This is a genomic window from Streptomyces sp. NPDC047315, assembly GCF_040643215.1.
Lineage (GTDB): Bacteria > Actinomycetota > Actinomycetes > Streptomycetales > Streptomycetaceae > Streptomyces.
Map to the genome: position 1 here is coordinate 54,475 of NZ_JBEYTZ010000032.1, position 20,991 is coordinate 75,465.

The following is a 20,991-nucleotide window of genomic DNA, read 5'->3' on the forward strand; positions in this document are numbered from 1 at the left end:
GGGTGATCCGGTTCACGCTCGGCGAGAGCGGGACTGCTCCACGTGGTGGGCTCGGTAGCATCAAGCACCGGCCCGGAGGGCACGCCTGCACCTCCAACCGCCGGTCGATTGCCGCCCGGAGGTACCCCCCATGAGTGCAGAGGCCGCCAACCCCGGTGCCCACAGCCGCCGTCGCGGCCGACCCCGGATCGACCTCCGCAGGCTGGGGCGTGCCGCGCTCCTCGGCCCGGCCGGCCGCGACCGACTTCCCGACGCCATCGGCCACGTCGCCGACGTCCACCGCGCCCACCACCCCGAGGCGGACCTGACGCTGCTGCACCGGGCGTACCTCCTCGCCGAATCGTCCCACCGCGGCCAGTTCCGCAAGAGCGGCGAGCCGTACATCACCCACCCCCTCGCGGTGACCCTGATCCTCGCCGAACTGGGCGCGGAGACCACCACCCTGACCGCCTCTCTCCTCCACGACACCGTGGAGGACACGGAAGTGACGCTGGACCAGGTCAGACGGGAGTTCGGCAGCGAGGTCGGCTATCTGGTCGACGGCGTCACCAAGCTGGAGAAGGTGGACTACGGCGCGGCGGCCGAGCCCGAGACCTTCCGCAAAATGCTCGTCGCCACCGGCAACGACGTACGGGTGATGTCGATCAAGCTGGCGGACCGGCTGCACAACATGCGCACGCTCGGCGTGATGCGCCCCGAGAAGCAGGTCCGGATCGCCAAGGTCACCCAGGACGTCCTGATCCCGCTGGCCGAACGCCTCGGAGTGCAGGCGCTCAAGACCGAGCTGGAAGACCTCGTCTTCGCGATCCTCCAGCCCGACGAGTACGAGCGCACCCGCGTCCTCATCGCCGAGAACACCGCGGCAGGCGCCGACCTCGACTCCACGGCCGAGCGGATCGCGGCCGTGCTCAAGGACGCCGGCATCACCGCCGAGGTGCAGATCCGACCGCGGCACTTCGTCTCCGTGCACCGGGTCAGCACCAAGCGCGGCCGGCTGCGCGGCACGGACTTCGGCCGGCTGCTGATCCTGGTCACCGAGGACGCCGACTGCTACGCGGTCCTCGGCGAGCTGCACACCTGCTTCACCCCGGTGGTCTCCGAGTTCAAGGACTTCATCGCCGCCCCCAAGTTCAACCTGTACCAGTCGCTGCACACGGCCGTCGCCGGTCCGCAGGGCGCGGTCGCCGAAGTCCTGATCCGTACGCACCAGATGCACCGGGTCGCCGAAGCGGGCGTGATCGCCCTGGGCAACCCCTACGCATCCGCCGAGCCGTCCGGAACCGAAGCGTCCGGAACCGCACCGTCCGACACCGGACCGACCGGACCGACCGGGACCGAACCTGCCGGCAGCGGACCGACCGGCCCCGGGCCGACTGGCACCGCGCCGACCGACGCCGACGGAGAGCGCGTCGACCCCACCCGCCCCGGCTGGCTCTCCCGCCTCCTCCAGTGGCAGCAGGCCACCCCCGACTCCGACGCCTTCTGGACCTCGCTCCGCGCCGACCTGGCCCAGGACCGCGAGATCACCGTCTACGGCGCCGACGGCCGCATCCTCGGCCTGCCCGCCGGCGCCTCCTGCGTGGACGCCGCGTACGCCCAGTACGGGGAAGGCGCCCACTCCTGCATCGGCGCGCGCGTCAACGGACGCCTCGCGTCCCTGGGCACCGTCCTGAAGGACGGGGACACCGTGCACCTGCTCCTCGCCGTTGACGACGACCTCAGGGGCGCCGACGGGGCCCCCAAGGGCGCCCAGGAGGCCGCGTCGGGGCCCGCGCCCGACTGGCTCGACCACGCCCGCACACCGGCCGCCCGCATCGCCATCACGGCCTGGGTCGAAGCCCACCCCGACCTGGCGCAGCCGCCCGCCGCCGCGCCCCGCAGGGCCGCCCTCACCGCCCTCAACCCCGAAGCCGCCGAAGCCGCCGATGCTGCCGACTCCGACGACCGCCCCGCCGCCGTGAGCATCGTGGTCGACCCGCCCGACGCCGACGCGACCGTGCGGCTCGCCGGCTGCTGCACCCCGGTGCCGCCGGACGCCGTCACCGGCTTCTCCGTACGCGGGGGAGTGGTGACCGTCCACCGCGACCAATGTCCCGCCGTCTCCCGGATGAGGTCACTCGACCGCGCCCCCGTCCCCGTGCGGTGGGGTGACGCGACGGGCTGTCGGGTGACCCTCGTCGCCGAGTCCTTCGGCCGCCCCCGGCTGCTCGCCGACCTCACCGAGGCCATCGCCACCGAGGGCGCCGCCATCGTCTCCGCCACCGTGGAGCCGCCGAGCCAGCAGCGCGTACGGCACACGTACACCCTGCAACTGCCCGACGCCGCCGGGCTTCCCGCGTTGATCCGCGCCATGCGGGACGTCGCCGGCGTGTACGACGTCAGCCGCACCCAGCATCCGGCCGCCACCGGCTGATCTCGTTCGGGTGGCACCGTGCGCGCCGACGCACCCCGGCGGCGCGCCGCGGGTAGCGGTTGCACATGCCGCCCACCATCCGCCGCCCCGCCCGCAGGACGCTGCGTGCCGGGGTGCTCGCCGCCGTCTCAGCAGCCCTCGTCGCCGCGGCCCTCCCGCCGCCCGAGCCGGTTGCGCTCGGCATCGGCGACACGCTCTTCGCCCAGCTGGGCAACCCCGGCTACGACGTCGTCGCGTACGACCTCGCCTTCACCTACGGCGGCAGCAACACCCGGCCGCTCGAAGCGGTCACCACCATCGACGCCCGCGTCACGGACCGACTGGAGCGCGTCAACCTGGACTTCACCCACGGCACGGTGCACACCGTGGAGGTCAACGGCCGGCCGGCGGACTTCGCCTCGGTCCAGGAGGACCTGGTCGTACAGCCCGACCGGACCCTGGAGCCCGGCACCCGGATGCGCGTGACGGTCCGACACACCAGCGACCCCGGCGGCCAGGCCAGCACCGGTGGCTGGGTGCGCACCGCCGACGGCCTCGCGATGGCGAACCAGGCCGACGCCGGCCACCGCGTCTTCCCCTCCAACGACCACCCTTCGGACAAGGCGTACTTCACCTTTCGCATCACCGCGCCCAACGAGCTGACCGCGGTCGCCAACGGCCTGCGCAAGGAGCGGCGCACCGAAGGGGCCAACACCACCTGGACGTATCGCACCCGCCACCCCATGGCCACCGAACTCGCCCAGGTCTCCATCGGCCGCTCCGCCGTCCCGACCCGCGAAGGGCCCGACGGGCTGCCGCTGCGCGACGTGGTGCCCGCCGGAGACCGCGACGAGCTGGAGCGCTGGCTCGCCAAGACCCCCGACCACGTGGCGTGGATGCAGGAACGGGTCGGCCGCTACCCCTTCGAGACGTACGGGGTGCTGATCGCCGACGCGAACACCGGCTACGAACTGGAGACGCAGACGCTCTCGCTCTTCGAGCGGGCCCTGTTCACCAGCGACTCGTACCCCGAGTGGTACGTGGACTCGATCATGGTCCACGAGCTGGCCCACCAGTGGTTCGGCGACAGCGTCACCCCGCGCACCTGGTCCGACCTGTGGCTGAACGAAGGCCACGCCACCTGGTACGAGGCGCTGTACGCCGAGGAGCGCGGCGGCGGCACCCTGGAGCAGCGGATGCGCGAGGCGTACCGCCGCTCCGACCAGTGGCGCGCGTCCGGCGGCCCGCCCGCGGCCCCCAAGCCCCCCTCGCCCGGGCAGAAGATCAGCATCTTCCGACCGGTGGTGTACGACGGCAGCGCCCTGGTCCTGTACGCACTGCGGCAGGAGATCGGGCGGGACTCCTTCGAGCGGCTGGAGCGGGCCTGGGTGCGCGACCACCGCGACGGGAACGCCTCCACCGCCGACTTCGTCCACCTCGCCTCGAAGATCGCGGGGCGTGACCTCACGGAGTTCTTCCAGGGGTGGGTGTACGGGCAGCGCACCCCGCCGATGCCGGGGCACCCGGACTGGCAGAGCACCGCTCCGGCCACCTCCCGCTGAGGCGGCCGGGTCGGGCGCGGGGCCCGCCCCGGGCCCGGGACCGCGGCGTAAACCGGGGTGACGGGCGCGCGGACCGCATGGGACCATCGAGGTGTCGGCGCCGCTGCCGGAGCCGGGCCCCCGGCGTGGATCGCGTCCCGATCCACCGACCGGGAATCATCCGGGACCGTCACGCGTTGTGACTGACACAGCGGATTTCCACTCCATCGACGTAAGGATCAAATGACCTCCTCTTCATCCCCTTCCCAGGACGAGCAGACCTTCGCTCGGACAGGCACCGAAAAGCCCGAGAGGCTGCGGGCGGACGCCCTGATGGAAGAGGACGTCGCCTGGAGCCACGAGATCGACGGAGATCGGGACGGCGACCAGTTCGACCGCTCCGACCGCGCCGCACTCCGGCGAGTGGCGGGCCTCTCCACCGAGCTTGAGGACGTCACCGAAGTCGAGTACCGACAGCTGCGCCTGGAGCGCGTGGTGCTGGTCGGCGTCTGGACCTCGGGGACGGTGCAGGACGCGGAGAACTCCCTCGCGGAGCTCGCCGCCCTCGCGGAGACGGCGGGCGCGGTCGTGCTCGACGGCGTCGTCCAGCGCCGGGACAAGCCGGACCCGGCGACCTACATCGGTTCCGGCAAGGCCCAGGAGCTTCGGGACATCGTCCTCGACTCCGGCGCCGACACCGTCGTCTGCGACGGTGAACTCAGCCCCGGCCAGCTGATCCATCTGGAAGACGTCGTTAAGGTCAAGGTCGTCGACCGCACGGCCCTGATCCTCGACATCTTCGCCCAGCACGCCAAGTCCCGCGAGGGAAAGGCCCAGGTCGCGCTGGCGCAGATGCAGTACATGCTGCCGAGGCTGCGCGGCTGGGGCCAGTCGCTGTCCCGGCAGATGGGCGGCGGCGGTGGCGGCGGCATGGCCACCCGCGGCCCCGGTGAGACCAAGATCGAGACGGACCGGCGACGGATCCGCGAGAAGATGGCGAAGATGCGCCGTGAGATCGCGGAGATGAAGACCGGGCGCGAGATCAAGCGGCAGGAGCGCCGACGCCACAAGGTGCCCTCGGTCGCCATCGCCGGATACACCAACGCTGGCAAGTCCTCGCTGCTCAACCGGCTCACGGGCGCCGGTGTCCTGGTGGAGAACGCCCTGTTCGCCACCTTGGACCCGACGGTCCGACGGGCCGAGACGCCGAGCGGCCGGCTGTACACCCTGGCGGACACCGTCGGCTTCGTCCGACACCTGCCGCACCACCTCGTCGAGGCGTTTCGCTCCACGATGGAGGAGGTCGGCGACTCCGATCTCATCCTGCACGTCGTGGACGGGTCCCACCCCGCCCCGGAGGAGCAGTTGGCCGCCGTGCGCGAGGTGATCCGCGACGTGGGCGCGCTGGACGTGCCCGAGATCGTGGTGATCAACAAGGCGGACGCGGCGGATCCGCTGGTGCTCCAGCGGCTGATGCGCGTCGAGCGCAGTGCGATCGCGGTCTCGGCGCGCACGGGCGAGGGGATCGAGGAGCTGTTGGCGCTCATCGACCTCCAGTTGCCGCGGCCCGAGGTCGAGATCGAGGTGCTCGTTCCGTACACCCAGGGCGGACTCGTCTCCCGGGTCCACGCCGAGGGCGAGGTCATCACCGAGGAGCACACCTCCGAGGGCACCCTGCTCAAGGCGCGGGTGCACGAGGAGCTGGCCGCGGCCCTCGCGCCGTACGCCCTGGTGACGAGCTGAGCGAAGCGGTCGGCCCAGTCGGTCGACCGCGGCGCGCATGACGAGACGGCCGGGTCCGACCCCCTCTTCGGGGAGGTCGGACCCGGCCGTCGTCGTATCGGGCCCGTGTGCAGCGTCCTACGGTGCGTCTTCCGTGCTCACCTCGGTGAAGACCTTCTCGGCGTCCGCGCCCAGGCTCGGCCCGGCGAGCCAGATCGGGTCCAGCGGGCCGATCGAGGTGTTGGACACCAGGGCCGGCTGGCCGTCGGAGCCACGGACGATCCAACCGCCGCCGGAGGAGCCGCCCGTCATGGAGCAGCCGGCCCGCCACATCACCGGTGCACCGGGCTCGAAGTCGAACGGCCCCGGCTTGTCGGTGCACTGGTACATGGTCGCGCCGCTGTGCGGCCAGCCCGCCGGGTAGCCCCTGAGGGTGACGGAGGAGGCGTCCTGCGGGGCCGGCGCGTCGAAGTCGACGGCGATCGCCGAACCGACGGTCTCCTCCAGCGACTTGGCGCCCTCCTCGGGCCGTACGTGCAGCACCGCGTAGTCGAACGGCGCGCCCGAACCGTCGTCGGCGTCACCGCGCTTGATCCACTGGTTCGAGGTGGCGACCCGGTCGGCCCAGTAGGTGCCGAACGGCGCGATCTCCTGCGGCGTGGCGGTGGCCAGCGCGCGCTTCGACAGGCCCTTGTCGTTGTACGCCGGGACGAAGACGACGTTGCGGTACCAGCCGCCGCCCTTGCCCGCGTGGACACAGTGGCCCGCGGTCCACACCAGGTTCGACTTGCCCGGGTTCTTCGGGTCCTTCACCACGGTCGCCGAGCACACCATCGCCCCTTCGGGGGCGTCGAAGAAGACCTTCCCGGACGTCGGCGCGTGCTGCCGGTACGGGACCTTCTCCGCCTGCGCCTCGACGACCTCGGGCTCGGCGGGCCCTTCGCCGCCCGGCTCCTCGCCCTTGGGGTCCTCGCCCTTCGGCGGCTTGGGGTCCTCCGGCTTGCCGGGCGTGGGCTTGTCGTCCGGCTTCGGCTTGACCACCGCCTTCGGGGGCTTGGCCGTCGACATCCGCTCGGGCTTCCAGTGGTCGTCGATCACCGGGTTGACGAAGTCGCCCGCGTCACGGCGCCAGGTGCTCCGGTCCCAGTCCTTCCACCCGCCCTCGCGCCACTTCTTCTCGTCGACGCCGCTGCCGCTGCCGGAGCCTTCGGACGGCTCGTCGGAGGGTTCGGCCGACTCCCGGGCCGGAGCGTCGGCGGGCCGGTCCTGCGTCGACGCCGTGCCGGACGGGTCCGCGGCGGGGCCGGACGCGGTCGGTCGATCGGACGCGCGGTCCTCGCTTCCCCCGCAGGCCGCCGTCAGCGTCAGCGCCGAGACGACGCCGACGACGGTCAGCAGCGGGCGTATGGATCTCATGGAACGGAACTCCCTGGGCGGTGCAAGTGGTGCGGTGACGGGGACGGGGCGCCCCCGGGACGTACTGAGCGCTCCCCGCGGAACGAAGAAGCGAAGAAGCGATGGATCGAAGAGAGTGGAGGAACCGAGGACGATCACGGCACGGGGAAGCGCGCCGGGGCCGACGGTCGGCAACGGGCCGAACGGCTCCGGGTCCCGCGCCGACGGACGGCGCGGGACCCGGAGCCGTACCCCACGGGCCTACGGGTCCGTGGCCCTGCGGGCTTTCGGCCTACCGGCCAGCGAACTTGTTGCTGACCGCGTTGTAAATGCCCTTCGCCTCGGGACCGAGGCGCGGCCCGGCGAGCCAACCGGCCGACGCCGGGCCGATGGAGGTGTTGGACACCAGCGCGGGCGAGCCGTCCGAGCCCCGGGCCACCCAGCCGCCGCCGGAGGAGCCGGCGGTCATGGTGCAGCCGATGCGGTACATCGTGGGCTGGTCGGCCTTCACCGACAGCCGCCCCGGCTTGTCGGCGCACTGGAACATCCGCTGGCCGTCGAACGGCGGTCCCGCGGGGTAGCCCGTCGCCGTCAGGTTCGCGATCCCGGGCGCGGCCGGTGCGGCGAAGTCCACCGGGAGGGCCGAACCGACCGTCTCCTCCAGGGACTTGCCGGTGCCGCCCTTCTCGGGGGTCACGTGGATCACGGCGAAGTCGTACGGCGCCCCCCGCCCCCCGGTCGTGGCGCCCTCGCCGATCCACTGGTCCGAGGTCTGGGCCCAGTCGCCCCACCACACGCCGTGCGGTGCGACCTCCTCCTTCGGCGCGGCCTCCAACTCGGCGGTGGGCCGGGCGCGGTCGTTGTACGAGGGGACGAAGGCGATGTTGCGGTACCAGCCGCCGTCCTTGCCCGCGTGGACGCAGTGGCCCGCGGTCCACACCAGGTTCGACTTGCCCGGGTTCGCCGGGTCCTTCACCACGGTCGCCGAGCACACCATCGAGCCCTTGGGCCCGTCGAAGAAGACCTTGCCGGCCGCCGGCGCACCGGTGCTGTACGGCGCCTGCACCGGCCGGGCGTCGACGCGCGCCGGCGTCGGGTCGGTGACGCCCCGGTCGTCGGAGATGTCGTTGTCGCTGGGCTGTTCCGGCTTCTCGGCGTCCCGCATCCGGTCCATGTCCCACAGACCCTCGATGATGGGGTTGATGTAGTCCTTGGCCTCCCGCAGCCAGGCGTCCCGGTCCCAGTTCTTCCACTCGCCGTCGCGCCACTTGTCGAGGTCGACGCCGTGTTCCTTGAGCCGGTCCTTGATGTCGTCCGGGATGGTGATCTTGCCGTCGTTCGGCAGGCCCGTCGGCAGGTTCGCCTTGTCCCCCGCGGAGTTCTCGCCCTCCCCGCACGCGGTGGCCGTCAGAGCGAGGACGGCGGCGAAGGTGACCGCGGCCAGCTTCGGGCGGATGGGTCGCATGTCGTGATCCCCCTGGTACTTCGGTGCTACTGGAGTACTGCGTCTAGGCCGGCGCACCCGGACCGTCGAACCGGTGCGTCGCCGGGTCGAACCGGCGGGCCGACGTGCTACCGAACCGCCGCGAACCCTACAAGGTGGCCGTGCACCACCGTCGACGGGGACGCCGCACGATCTTCCCCCAGCCCGTGATCCCCGGCGTCCGCCGTCGTTGGTACGTAGGGGGATACGGGAACCGCAGGGACAGTGTTCAGCCCGGGCCGGCCGCGTGGGGGAGCCGTGCCCGATGTGCGACGCATCTGTTACAGCGCAACAGTCACCGCCGGAGGTCCAACAGCCGTGGCCCTGACCGAACCCGCTCCGGCCCGCCCGGCCGCAGCGGCCGACCCGACCGCTCCGGCCGACGCGTACGAGGGGATCCTGCGCCGGCAGTCCCTGCGCGAGTCCGCGGCCCGCACCTACGCCCGCTCGCTGCCCATCGTCCCGGTCCGGGCCAAGGGGCTCACGATCGAGGGCGCCGACGGGCGGCGCTACCTGGACTGCCTCTCGGGCGCGGGCACCCTCGCGCTGGGGCACAACCACCCCGTCGTCCTGGCGGCCGTCAAGGGGGTCATCGACTCCGGCGCCCCGCTGCACGTGCTGGACCTGGCGACCCCGGTGAAGGACGCGTTCGTCACGGAGCTGTTCGACACCCTGCCGCGGGAGTTGGTCAAGGACGCCCGGATCCAGTTCTGCGGACCCGCCGGCACCGACGCCGTGGAGGCGGCCCTCACGCTGGTGCGCACCGCCACCGGCCGGAGCGGGCTGTTCGCCTTCACCGGCGCGTACCACGGCATGACGGCGGGGGCGCTCGACGCCTCCGGGGGCGCGACCGGCGCACGCGTGACCCGGCTGCCGTTCCCGCAGGACCTGCGGTGCCCGTTCGGGGTCGGCGGGGAGCGCGGCGCCGAGTTGGGCGCCCGCTGGACCGAGACCCTGCTCGACGACCCGAAGAGCGGGGTCCCCACCCCCGGGGGCATGATCGTCGAACCGGTCCAGGGCGAGGGCGGGGTGCTCCCGGCCCCCGACGGATGGCTGCGGCGGATGCGGGAGCTGACCGCCGCGAGGTCGGTCCCGCTGATCGTGGACGAGGTGCAGACGGGCGTCGGGCGCACCGGCACCTTCTGGGCGGTGGAGCGCAGCGGGATCGTCCCCGACGTGATGGTCCTGTCCAAGGCCATCGGCGGCTCCCTGCCGCTCGCCGTGATCGTCTACCGGGCCGAGCTCGACATCTGGCAGCCCGGCGCCCACGCCGGCACCTTCCGCGGCAACCAACTCGCCATGGCGGCCGGGGCCGCCACCCTCGCCTTCGTACGGGAGAACGGACTCGCCGCACGCGCGGGGACCCTCGGCGCGCGGATGCTCGGCCAGCTCCAGGGCCTCGCGGCCGAACACCGCTGCATCGGGGACGTCCGCGGACGCGGCCTGATGATCGGCGTCGAACTCGTCGATCCGACCGCGGACACCGCCCCGGGGCCGGACGGACGGCCGACGGGCACCCCGGTGCCACCGCCCGCGCCCGCGCTCGCGGTCGCCGTGCAACGGGCGTGCCTGAACCGCGGGCTGATCGTGGAACTCGGCGGCCGGCACTCGGCCGTCGTACGCCTGCTGCCGCCGCTGACGATCAGCGACGAGCAGGCCGCGGCCGTCCTCGACCGCTTCGCCGATGCGCTCGCCGCGGCGGAGCGTGCGGTTCCGCGCCGTCGATGACCCGGGCCGGTACCCCTCCCGCCCGCACCTCTGTCCGGCCCCACGCCGGCGCCTCACAAGACGCACGGCACCACCGTGAAGGAAACCTGCTGGTGAACGTCACCCCCGCACTCGACGCCGCCGTCCCCGCGCCCCGCGCCGCCGCGGCGGACGAACGGTCGCCGGCCGACCGCCCCGTGCCCGACGAAGTCCTCCTCGACCCGCTGGACGACCCCGACCCGCACCGCGCGGCCGACGCCGCCGGCGCCGAGAACCTGCTGCGCTGCTGGGTGCGCGAGAACGACCTGCCCCGGCCCGCCTCCACCACCTTGCGCATCCCCCTGCGCGCCAGCGGAACCGCCCTCCTCGTCCCCGTCCACCACTGGTCACCCTGCGGATGGCACCGGTTCGGCACGCCCCTGCTGGAGAGCGCGCCCCACGACGCGCCCGGGCTCGACGCGGTGGCGCTCGCGGCGCTCCTCGTGCGGGAGGGCGGGCCCACCGGCCACCGCGGCGACCTGGTCGGCCGGGTCGCCGACTCCGTACGCCACACCGCCCGCTTCCTCGCCGAGCGCCGCGCGGACTTCGACCGCGCGGAGCGCCCCGACCTCCTGGACCGCTCCGACGCCTTCCTCACCGCCGAGCAGTCCCTGCTCCTCGGCCACCCCCTCCACCCCACGCCCAAGAGCCGCGAAGGGCTCACCGAGTCCGAGGCCCGGCGCTACTCGCCCGAGTCCCACGGGCGCTTCGCGCTGCACTGGACGGCCGTCGACCGCTCCGTCCTCGCCGGCGACTCGGCCTGGATCGAGGGCGGTCGGGTCCTGCCCGCCGAGCTGCTCGCCGCGCGGCTGCTGGGCGGCGCGCCCCTGCCGAAGCAGGCGGTGCCGCTTCCGCTGCACCCCTGGCAGGCCCGCGAGCTGGCGCACCGCCCGGACGTCGCGGCCCTGTACGACGCCGGGCTGCTGCACGACCTCGGGCCGCTGGGCGCCCCGTGGCACCCCACGTCCTCCGTCCGCACCGTGTACCGTCCGGACGCCCCCGCGATGCTCAAGCTCTCCCTCGGCGTACGGATCACCAACTCCCGTCGCGAGAACCTGCGCAAGGAGCTCCACCGGGGCGTCGAGGTGCACCGGCTGCTGGGCGCCGGGCTCGCCGAGCAGTGGCGGGCCGAGCACCCCGGCTTCGACGTCGTGCGCGACCCGGCCTGGCTCGCCGTCGACACCTCGGCCATCGACCCGGAGCACGGCGGTCCGGTCGTCGGGTTCGACGTCGTCGTACGCCACAACCCGTTCGGGGGCGCCGCCCGCGGCCCCGCCGTCGACGCGGTCTGCGTCGCCGCGCTCACCGCCGCCAGGCCCGGCGGCCCGCGGGCGCGCTGTCGGCTCGCGGCCGTGGTGTCCGCGCTCGCCGCCCGCGCCGGCCGGCCCGTCGAGGAGGTCGCCGTCGAGTGGTTCGGCCGCTACCTCGACGAGGTCGTGCGCCCCGTGCTCTGGCTGGACGCGACCGCCGGCGTCGCCCTGGAGGCGCACCAACAGAACACGCTGGTCCTGCTCGACGCCGACGGCTGGCCGGCGGGCGGTCGCTACCGCGACAACCAGGGCTACTACTTCCGCGAGTCGCACCGGGCCGCGCTGGAGGCGAGACTGCCCGGCATCGGGCGGTGCAGCGACACCTTCGTCGCCGACGCGGTCGCCGACGAGCGCTTCGCCTACTACCTCGGCATCAACAACGTGTTCGGACTGATCGGGGCCTTCGGGGCGTACGGACTCGCGGACGAAGAAGCGCTCATCGCCGCCTTCCGACGCTTCCTCACGGCCGTCGCCCACCTCGGCTCGCCGCTGCCCGCGCACCTCCTCGACGCCCCCGCCCTGCGCTGCAAGGCGAACCTGCTGACCCGGCTGCACGGCCTCGACGAACTGGTGGGGCCCGTCGACACGCAGTCCGTGTACGTCACCATCGCCAATCCGCTCCACGCCTGACCGCTCTCCACCGCCCGCCGCCACCTACCGCCCGCCGCCCAGCCCTCGCGCGGGTCGGGCCGGGACCGTTTCCGATCCGCGAGAGGAGAGCGCCACCGTGCCTCCCACCGACCACCCCACAGGAGACCGTACGAAGGGCCCCGTCGACGACGTCGAGGACACCCTGGAGCTGCCGCTGCGGATCCAGGACGGCCTCCTCGCACGGCAGTGGGCCCCCGATCCGCCGGACGACCCGGCGCACCCGGACGACGCCGTGCGCGGAGAGCTGCTGGACGACCCCGAGCGGTGGGGGCCGACCACCACGTCCGAGGGCGTCCTTCGGCTCGTACCCGTACGGGTGGGGCGGGACGTGACCCTCATCAGCCGGTGGATGAACGACCCGGCCGTGGCCGCCTTCTGGAAGCTGGCCGGCCCCGAGTCGGTCACCGCCGCCCATCTGCGCGCCCAACTCGACGGCGACGGGCGCAGCGTGCCCTGCCTCGGCGTCCTCGACGACGTACCCGTCGGCTACTTCGAGCTCTACCGGGCCGACCTCGACCCGCTGGCCCGCCACTACCCCGCGCGCCCCCACGACACCGGCATCCACCTCCTCATCGGGGGCGTCGCCGACCGGGGACGCGGCATCGGCTCGACGCTGCTGAGGGCCGTCGCCGACCTCGTCTTCGACCGCAGGCCGCACTGCACGCGCGTGGTCGCGGAGCCGGACCTGCGCAACGCACCGTCCGTGGCCGCGTTCCTCACCGGTGGATTCCGCTTCGCCGCCGAGGTGGAGCTTCCGGACAAACAGGCCGCCCTGATGGTTCGCGACCGCGCACTGCGCGGCGTGCTGTGACCCGAAGGGCTGGCCGGATCGAATGGCGGGATCGAGACCCCCTGTCAGTGGTGGCACGTAGGGTGGGCGCCCTATGACGAAGCCATCCCTCCCCGAACTCCTCCACGCCGCCGTGACCGCCGTCGGCGGCGTGGAGCGGCCCGGCCAGGTCAGCATGGCCGAGGCCGTGGCCGAGGCCGTCGACGACGGTACGCACCTGCTGGTCCAGGCGGGCACGGGCACCGGAAAGTCGCTGGGCTATCTGGTCCCCTCGTTGGCCCACGGGGAGCGGGTCGTCATCGCCACGGCGACCCTGGCGCTCCAGCGGCAGCTCGTCGAGCGCGACCTGCCGCGCACGGTCGAGTCGCTGCACCCCCTGCTGCGCCGTCGCCCGGAGTTCGCGATGCTCAAGGGCCGGTCGAACTACCTGTGTCTGCACCGGCTGCACGAGGGCGTGCCGCAGGAGGAGGAAGAAGGGCTCTTCGATCCCTTCGAGGCCGCCGCGCCCACCAGCAAGCTGGGGCAGGACCTGCTGCGGCTGCGGGACTGGGCCGACGAGACGGAGACGGGCGACCGGGACGCGCTGACGCCGGGCGTGTCCGACCGCGCCTGGGGGCAGGTCTCCGTCTCCTCCCGGGAGTGCCTGGGGGCGAGCAAGTGCGCGTACGGCGCCGAGTGCTTCGCCGAGATGGCGCGGGAGCGGGCGAAGCTCGCGGACGTCGTCGTCACCAATCACGCGTTGCTGGCGATCGACGCCATCGAGGGCGCCCCGGTGCTGCCCCAGCACGAGGTCCTGGTCATCGACGAGGCCCACGAACTGGTCTCCCGGGTCACCGGCGCGGCGACCGGCGAGCTCACGCCCGGCCAGGTCAACCGTGCCGTGCGGCGCTCCGCCAAGCTCGTCAACGAAAAGGCGGCGGACGCCCTGCAGACCGCGGCCGAGACCTTCGAGCGGGTCATGGAGCTGGCCCTGCCGGGGCGGCTGGAGGAGGTCCCCGAAGACCTCGGGTACGCCCTGATGGCGCTGCGGGACGCGGCCCGCACCGTGATCTCCGCCATCGGCGCCACCCGGGACAAGTCGGTCCAGGACGAGGACGCGGTGCGCAAGCAGGCCCTCGCCTCCGTGGAGAACGTCCACGACGTGGCCGAGCGCATCACCCAGGGCTCGGAGTACGACGTCGTCTGGTACGAGCGCCACGACCGCTTCGGCGCATCGCTGAGGGTTGCACCGATGTCGGTGTCGGGGCTGCTGCGGGAGAAGCTGTTCACGGACCGCTCCGTGGTGCTGACGTCCGCCACGCTCAAGCTGGGCGGGGACTTCAACGGGGTCGGGGCTTCGCTCGGCCTGTCGCCGGAGGGCACGGAGGGCGACGACGTCCCGCAGTGGAAGGGCCTGGACGTCGGTTCCCCGTTCGACTATCCGAAGCAGGGGATCTTGTACGTGGCGCGCCATCTGGCGACTCCGGGGCGCGAGGGCTCCCGCGGGGACATGCTGGACGAGCTCGCGGAGCTGATGGAGGCCGCCGGCGGTCGCACGCTCGGGCTGTTCTCCTCGATGCGGGCGGCGCAGGCCGCGGCCGAGGAGCTGCGCGGCCGGCTGGACCACAAGATCCTGCTCCAGGGCGAGGAGACGCTGGGCGAGCTGATCAAGTCCTTCGCGGCCGACCCGAAGACGTGTCTGTTCGGCACGCTGTCGCTGTGGCAGGGGGTGGACGTGCCGGGGGCGAGCTGTCAGCTGGTGGTGATGGACCGGATCCCCTTCCCCCGGCCGGACGACCCGCTGATGAGCGCACGGCAGAAGGCGGTGGAGGAGGCCGGCGGCAACGGCTTCATGGCGGTGGCGGCGACCCACGCGGCGCTGTTGATGGCCCAGGGCGCGGGGCGGTTGGTGCGGGCGACGGGGGACCGGGGCGTCGTGGCGGTCCTGGACCCCCGGCTGGCCAATGCGCGCTACGGAAGCTATCTGCGGGCCTCGCTGCCGGACTTCTGGTACACCACGGACCGCAATCAGGCACGGCGCTCGCTCGCGGCGATCGACGCGGCGGCGAAGGCCGACGGCGCCTAGGAGCCCGGGGCCTGCGCCCCGGGCGGGGACAAAGCGGGGCCCCGGGACCGGCGCAGTGGATCCCGGGGCCGATTGTGGCGGCGGATGGTCACACCCGCCGCAGAACGGCGACGACCTTGCCGAGGATGGTCGCCTCGTCACCGGGGATCGGCTGGTACGCGGCGTTGTGGGGGAGGAGCCAGACGTGGCCGTTCTCCCGCTTGAACCGCTTGACGGTGGCTTCGCCGTCCAGCATGGCGGCGACGATGTCGCCGTTCTCCGCGACGGGCTGGCGACGGACGGTGACCCAGTCGCCGTCACAGATCGCGGCCTCGATCATCGAGTCACCGACGACCTTGAGGACGAACAGCTCGCCGTCGCCCACGAGCTGCCGGGGCAGCGGGAAGACGTCCTCGACGGACTCCTCGGCGAGGATCGGGCCACCGGCCGCGATCCGGCCGACCAGCGGCACGTACGACGCGGCGGGCTTGCCGGTGGTGTCCGTGGGCTGGGTGCTGGGCTGGTCGGAGCCGCGGACCTCGTACGCCCGGGGGCGGTGCGGGTCCCGGCGGAGGAAGCCCTTGCGCTCCAGCGCCATCAGCTGATGGGCCACCGATGAGGTGCTGGAGAGCCCGACGGCCTGGCCGATCTCCCGCATGGACGGGGGGTATCCCCGGCGTTGCACGGAGTCACGGATCACCTCGATGACGCGCCGCTGTCGATCGGTGAGCCCGGTGCTGTCCGCTCGGATGCCTGGAGGTCGGCCGGGCAGCGAGCGTGCGGGGCGGGAAGGCTCCGCCCCTTCCGGTGTCACGGCGGTCGCCGCTGCGTCGCTCATGCCGCGCACCGGGTCGAATCGGCCCTGGGAGCGGTCCTGGGCGGTGATGGTGGCACTGTCTGCGGTGGTGGTCACGTCGGCCCCTCTCGAATGGTCTCCCTGGCTGGACAACGGTAGTTGGTTTCGAAAGGTTGCGCCAAACACACGTTCGAGTGAAAAATCCTGGATCGTCTTACGCGGACATGCGTTTGGGTGTATGCGCGACAGGGCGGCGGTCGCATCGACGTACGCGGGCCCGGCAGGGTGCATCTGCGCGCCCGGGAGCATCTTGCTACATCTCGGCTACGTCTCGGACGGGCGTGCCGCGACCCGCGGACGCCTCCTCTGGTCCATCTTGGCACCGGACGGGCCGGAATCCGAGCAGTCGCGCCCGTCCCGTAGGCTCGTGCCTGCTCCCCCGCTCGCCGCCGTCCCCGGTGGTCGCCCGTGCGTCGCCTTCGCCGCGACGCCGCGCTGTCACCGGTCGTACGCCGTGCGCGTTCGACGCGATCCCGTGCGACACGCGCTAGGGGCGAAAGTGCGAGCAAACCCCAGATGTAGTGGTTGGATGGGGAGCACAGCCCAGAAGTTGTGGTCCCCGGTGATTCAAAGCCAAGGCCATCGCCTATGCTTGGGCTTGCTTCGAAGGGCTTCGGCAGGCATGCCGGGGCTATTCAGTCGTGCCGTGAGGGAGGGTTGGGAACATGCACTGCCCCTTCTGCAGGCACCCCGACAGCCGAGTCGTCGACAGCCGTACCACCGACGACGGAACCTCGATCCGGCGCCGTCGACAGTGTCCCGACTGCTCCCGTCGCTTCACGACGGTGGAGACCGCGTCGCTGATGGTGATCAAGCGCAGCGGCGTCACGGAGCCCTTCAGCCGCACCAAGGTCATCTCCGGCGTCCGCAAGGCGTGCCAGGGCAGGCCGGTCACCGAGGACGCGCTCGCCAAGCTCGGCCAGCGGGTCGAGGAGGCGGTGCGTGCCACCGGCAGCGCCGAGCTGACCACCCACGACGTGGGGCTGGCCATACTCGGCCCCCTGCAGGAGCTCGACCTCGTCGCGTACCTGCGGTTCGCGTCCGTCTACCGGGCGTTCGACTCACTCGAAGACTTCGAGGCGGCCATCGCGGAGCTCCGCGTGCAACGGCCGCCCATCCAAGAAGGCGGGACGGGCGGGACCCACGAGGTCCCCGTTCCCGCCGCTGCCGTCGACTGAGCGACCGGACAGGGACGACTCGGCCCGGCCCGCCGGACACCGGCGGGCCGCGGGGCGGCGAACAACCATCAGCCGTGCGCGCGTGGGGCGCGCACGGCCACCACACAAGACAGTGTCACGGGAAGATCTGGGCACTTCGGGGCGTTTTTGCCCGTATATGGGAGGCGGCATGACAGAGACGACGAGCGGTCCGGCGCGGGGGTCCCGAACCAAGGGAGCCAAGGCGACCAAGGGCCTGCGCATCGAGCGTGTCCACACCACCCCCGGCGTGCATCCGTACGACGAGGTGGTCTGGGAGCGCCGTGACGTCGTCATGACCAACTGGCGCGACGGCTCGGTCAACTTCGAGCAGCGTGGCGTCGAGTTCCCCGACTTCTGGTCGGTGAACGCGGTCAACATCGTCACCAGCAAGTACTTCCGCGGGGCCGTCGGCACGCCCCAGCGCGAGACCGGTCTCAAGCAGCTGATCGACCGGATCGTGAAGACGTACCGGAAGGCCGGCGAGGACTTCAAGTACTTCGCCTCGCCCGCCGACGCCGAGATCTTCGAGCACGAGTTGGCGTACGCCCTCCTCCACCAGGTCTTCAGCTTCAACTCGCCGGTGTGGTTCAACGTCGGCACGCCCCAGCCCCAGCAGGTCTCCGCCTGCTTCATCCTGTCCGTCGACGACTCCATGGAGTCGATCCTCGACTGGTACAAGGAAGAGGGCATGATCTTCAAGGGCGGTTCGGGCGCCGGTCTGAACCTCTCCCGGATCCGCTCCTCCAAGGAGCTGCTGTCCTCCGGCGGCAACGCCTCCGGCCCCGTCTCCTTCATGCGGGGCGCCGACGCCTCCGCCGGAACGATCAAGTCCGGCGGCGCCACCCGGCGCGCGGCCAAGATGGTCATCCTCGACGTCGACCACCCCGACATCGAGGGCTTCATCGAGACCAAGGTCAAGGAAGAGGAGAAGATCCGCGCGCTGCGCGACGCGGGCTTCGACATGGACCTCGGTGGCGACGACATCACCTCCGTGCAGTACCAGAACGCCAACAACTCGGTCCGGGTGAACGACGAGTTCATGAAGGCCGTGGAGGCCGGCGGCAAGTTCGGGCTGCGCGCCCGGATGACCGGCGAGGTCATCGAGGAGGTCGACGCCAAGGCGCTCTTCCGCAAGATGGCCGAGGCCGCGTGGGCGTGCGCCGACCCGGGCATCCAGTACGACGACACCATCAACCACTGGCACACCTGTCCCGAGTCCGGCCGGATCAACGGCTCGAACCCGTGCAGCGAGTACATGCACCTGGACAACACGTCCTGCAACCTCGCCTCGCTCAACTTGATGAAGTTCCTCAAGGACGACGGCGAGGGCAACCAGTCCTTCGACGCCGAGCGCTTCTCCAAGGTCGTCGAGCTGGTCATCACCGCGATGGACATCTCCATCTGCTTCGCGGACTTCCCGACCCAGAAGATCGGCGAGAACACCCGCGCCTTCCGCCAGCTGGGCATCGGCTACGCCAACCTCGGCGCCCTGCTGATGGCCACCGGCCACGCCTACGACAGCGACGGCGGTCGCGCGCTCGCCGGGGCGATCACCTCGCTGATGACCGGCACCTCCTACCGCCGCTCCGCCGAGCTGGCCGCGGTCGTCGGCCCGTACGACGGCTACGCCCGCAACGCCGAGCCGCACAACCGCGTCATGCGGCAGCACTCGGACGCCAACGCCGCCGCCCCCCGCATGGACGACCTGGACACCCCGATCTGGGCCGCCGCCACGGAGGCGTGGCAGGACGTGCTGCGCCTCGGTGCGAAGAACGGTTTCCGCAACGCCCAGGCGTCCGTCATCGCCCCCACCGGCACCATCGGTCTGGCGATGTCCTGCGACACCACCGGCCTGGAGCCCGACCTCGCCCTGGTCAAGTTCAAGAAGCTGGTTGGCGGCGGCTCGATGCAGATCGTCAACGGCACCGTGCCGCAGGCGCTGCGCCGCCTCGGCTACCAGGAGGAGCAGATCGAGGCGATCGTCGCCCACATCGCCGACCACGGCAACGTGATCGACGCGCCCGGTCTGAAGACCGAGCACTACGAGGTCTTCGACTGCGCCATGGGCGAGCGCTCCATCTCCGCGATGGGGCACGTCCGGATGATGGCCGCGATCCAGCCCTGGATCTCCGGCGCGCTCTCCAAGACGGTCAACATGCCGGAGTCGGCGACCGTCGAAGAGGTCGAGGAGATCTACTTCGAGGCGTGGAAGATGGGCGTCAAGGCGCTCGCGATCTACCGCGACAACTGCAAGGTCGGCCAGCCCCTCTCCGCCAAGACCAAGGAGAAGGAGAAGGCGGAGATCACCGAGAAGTCCGAGGAGACCATCCGGGCCGCGGTGGAGAAGGTCGTCGAGTACCGACCGGTCCGCAAGCGCCTGCCCAAGGGCCGTCCGGGGATCACCACCTCCTTCACGGTCGGTGGCGCCGAGGGCTACATGACCGCGAACTCCTACCCGGACGACGGTCTCGGCGAGGTCTTCCTGAAGATGTCCAAGCAGGGCTCCACCCTCGCCGGCATGATGGACGCCTTCTCCATCGCCGTCTCGGTCGGCCTCCAGTACGGCGTGCCGCTGGAGACGTACGTCTCCAAGTTCACCAACATGCGCTTCGAGCCGGCCGGCATGACGGACGACCCGGACGTGCGGATGGCGCAGTCGATCGTCGACTACATCTTCCGCCGCCTGGCGCTGGACTTCCTGCCCTTCGAGACCCGCTCGGCCCTCGGCATCCACTCCGCCGAGGAGCGCCAGCGCCACCTGGAGACCGGCTCCTACGAGCCGACGCTGGACGAGACCGAGCTGGACGTGGAGGGACTGGCCCAGTCCGCCCCGCGCCGCCAGGAGGTCCCCGCGGCCAGCGCGCCGCAGGTGGCCGCCGTCCCCGCGCCGAAGCAGGCCCACACCTCGGCCGAGCTGGTCGAGATGCAGCTCGGCATCAGCGCGGACGCCCCGCTCTGCTTCTCCTGCGGAACGAAGATGCAGCGCGCCGGCTCCTGCTACATCTGCGAGGGCTGCGGCTCCACCAGCGGGTGCAGCTGATCTGACCGGCCGCCCCTGAGCCGGGACGCTGCGGGCCCCGGGCCCGACGCACGCCGCTCAGGGGAGCCGACCGGACACTGACGCAAGGGGATCGACCGAGGACGGTCGGTCCCCTTCGCGCTGCCCGAGCTCCCGGTGGCGGACGCGGGTCAGGCGCCGCCCATCCGGCCGACGAACTCCTGCGGATCGGCGTCGAAGCCGCGCAACACCCCGCCGTACGTCCAGCCGCCCGACTCTGCCCGCACGAACTCGGCTATCACCGCCGACCGAGAGTCCGCGACACCGGTGAAGTCCTCGCTGCCGAGTTCGGTGTGGCCCTCGGAGACGGTCGCTTTGGTGTTGGACACATCTGCGAACGAGCGGGGCCGGTCGCGCTGTTGGATGACGACGCCCACCACCACGCGTCCGTACGCCGGCGCCAGGCGTTCGAGCTCCAGCTTCATGACCTCGTCCGATCCGAAGCCCTGGCCGGTGCGGCTGTCCCTGGTCAGCGTGATGGTGCCGTCGGGCGAGCGGGAGTCGAAGTGGACGACGTAGGCCGGATCGCCCGAGGGGGCGTCCGCCCGGTACGCCGCGGCGACGATGTCCAGGTCATGGGGCGCCTCCCCCATGGGACTCGGATCCCAGCGCAGGGCCACCTCGACCGTGCGGACGCCCTTGTTCAGGCTGCTCACCACTGATCCCTTCCCCGTAACTATCCGTGTTTCTCCGTACGTTGACCGTATCTTCTCCGACGGTGCGAGGCGAGGAGTCGGCGAGTGCACGCCAGTGCTCCGCATCGGTACGGCCGGCGGTCGACCCGGACGAGGGAGACCCGGGCCG

Annotated in this window: 13 protein-coding genes; 9 read left to right on the forward strand and 4 right to left on the reverse strand. The window is 72.0% G+C overall.

Annotation, left to right across the window (positions count from 1 at the left end):
• The first annotated feature begins 130 nt into the window (after positions 1–130).
• The 3 genes from ABZ842_RS30435 (at position 131) to hflX (ending at position 5,676) form a co-directional block, all read left to right on the forward strand.
• On the forward strand, positions 131–2,413 hold the full coding sequence (locus tag ABZ842_RS30435) for an HD domain-containing protein (RefSeq protein ID WP_361543828.1): 2,283 nt from the start codon (positions 131–133) through the stop codon (positions 2,411–2,413).
• 65 nt (positions 2,414–2,478) lie between these two features.
• Complete coding sequence (locus ABZ842_RS30440; protein ID WP_361543831.1) at positions 2,479–3,954, forward strand: M1 family metallopeptidase; 1,476 nt, start codon at positions 2,479–2,481, stop codon at positions 3,952–3,954.
• Between the two features lie 222 nt (positions 3,955–4,176).
• Positions 4,177–5,676 (forward strand): GTPase HflX, encoded by a 1,500-nt coding sequence (gene hflX, locus ABZ842_RS30445; protein WP_361543834.1) that lies wholly within the window; start codon positions 4,177–4,179, stop codon positions 5,674–5,676.
• A gap of 117 nt (positions 5,677–5,793) precedes the next feature.
• On the opposite strand, the gene ABZ842_RS30450 is transcribed toward hflX, so the two are convergent.
• Positions 5,794–7,071: a hypothetical protein gene (locus tag ABZ842_RS30450; protein ID WP_361543837.1), complete on the reverse strand. Its 1,278-nt coding sequence runs from the start codon at positions 7,069–7,071 to the stop codon at positions 5,794–5,796.
• 271 nt (positions 7,072–7,342) lie between these two features.
• A complete protein-coding gene (locus tag ABZ842_RS30455; RefSeq protein WP_361543840.1) occupies positions 7,343–8,515 on the reverse strand; it encodes a hypothetical protein in 1,173 nt (390 codons plus the stop codon).
• Between the two features lie 342 nt (positions 8,516–8,857).
• Between ABZ842_RS30455 and ABZ842_RS30460 the strand changes: the two genes are divergently transcribed.
• From ABZ842_RS30460 to ABZ842_RS30475, 4 genes are all read left to right on the forward strand, one after another.
• On the forward strand, positions 8,858–10,261 hold the full coding sequence (locus ABZ842_RS30460; RefSeq protein WP_361543935.1) for a diaminobutyrate--2-oxoglutarate transaminase family protein: 1,404 nt from the start codon (positions 8,858–8,860) through the stop codon (positions 10,259–10,261).
• A 92-nt stretch (positions 10,262–10,353) separates the two neighbouring features.
• Positions 10,354–12,219, forward strand: coding sequence for an IucA/IucC family protein (locus ABZ842_RS30465; RefSeq protein WP_361543843.1), 1,866 nt, complete (start codon positions 10,354–10,356; stop codon positions 12,217–12,219).
• A 97-nt stretch (positions 12,220–12,316) separates the two neighbouring features.
• A complete protein-coding gene (locus ABZ842_RS30470) occupies positions 12,317–13,051 on the forward strand; it encodes a GNAT family N-acetyltransferase (RefSeq protein WP_361543846.1) in 735 nt (244 codons plus the stop codon).
• Between the two features lie 73 nt (positions 13,052–13,124).
• Positions 13,125–15,095, forward strand: a complete 1,971-nt coding sequence (locus tag ABZ842_RS30475) for an ATP-dependent DNA helicase (protein ID WP_361543849.1) — start codon at positions 13,125–13,127, stop codon at positions 15,093–15,095.
• Positions 15,096–15,183: 88 nt separating this feature from the next.
• On the opposite strand, the gene lexA is transcribed toward ABZ842_RS30475, so the two are convergent.
• Positions 15,184–15,987 (reverse strand): transcriptional repressor LexA, encoded by an 804-nt coding sequence (gene lexA / locus ABZ842_RS30480; protein ID WP_361543852.1) that lies wholly within the window; start codon positions 15,985–15,987, stop codon positions 15,184–15,186.
• A 608-nt stretch (positions 15,988–16,595) separates the two neighbouring features.
• Here lexA and nrdR point away from each other — a divergent pair.
• Entirely contained in the window at positions 16,596–17,108 is a 513-nt protein-coding gene (nrdR, locus tag ABZ842_RS30485; protein WP_361543855.1) for a transcriptional regulator NrdR, read from the forward strand.
• Positions 17,109–17,277: 169 nt separating this feature from the next.
• Positions 17,278–20,169, forward strand: a complete 2,892-nt coding sequence (locus tag ABZ842_RS30490) for a vitamin B12-dependent ribonucleotide reductase (protein WP_361543858.1) — start codon at positions 17,278–17,280, stop codon at positions 20,167–20,169.
• A gap of 149 nt (positions 20,170–20,318) precedes the next feature.
• Here the strand turns inward: ABZ842_RS30490 and ABZ842_RS30495 are convergent, their stop codons facing one another.
• A complete protein-coding gene (locus tag ABZ842_RS30495; RefSeq protein ID WP_361543861.1) occupies positions 20,319–20,843 on the reverse strand; it encodes a TerD family protein in 525 nt (174 codons plus the stop codon).
• Between the last annotated feature and the right edge of the window lie 148 nt (positions 20,844–20,991).

What these genes read in the sequence shown, in the direction of transcription:
- ABZ842_RS30435 (WP_361543828.1), top strand. Translation starts at nt 131, where the DNA reads ATGAGTGCAGAGGCCGCCAACCCCGGTGCCCACAGCCGCCGTCGCGGC.
- ABZ842_RS30440 (WP_361543831.1), top strand. Translation starts at nt 2,479, where the DNA reads ATGCCGCCCACCATCCGCCGCCCCGCCCGCAGGACGCTGCGTGCCGGG.
- hflX (WP_361543834.1), top strand. Translation starts at nt 4,177, where the DNA reads ATGACCTCCTCTTCATCCCCTTCCCAGGACGAGCAGACCTTCGCTCGG.
- ABZ842_RS30450 (WP_361543837.1), bottom strand. Translation starts at nt 7,071, where the DNA reads ATGAGATCCATACGCCCGCTGCTGACCGTCGTCGGCGTCGTCTCGGCG.
- ABZ842_RS30455 (WP_361543840.1), bottom strand. Translation starts at nt 8,515, where the DNA reads ATGCGACCCATCCGCCCGAAGCTGGCCGCGGTCACCTTCGCCGCCGTC.
- ABZ842_RS30475 (WP_361543849.1), top strand. Translation starts at nt 13,125, where the DNA reads ATGACGAAGCCATCCCTCCCCGAACTCCTCCACGCCGCCGTGACCGCC.
- nrdR (WP_361543855.1), top strand. Translation starts at nt 16,596, where the DNA reads ATGCACTGCCCCTTCTGCAGGCACCCCGACAGCCGAGTCGTCGACAGC.
- ABZ842_RS30490 (WP_361543858.1), top strand. Translation starts at nt 17,278, where the DNA reads ATGACAGAGACGACGAGCGGTCCGGCGCGGGGGTCCCGAACCAAGGGA.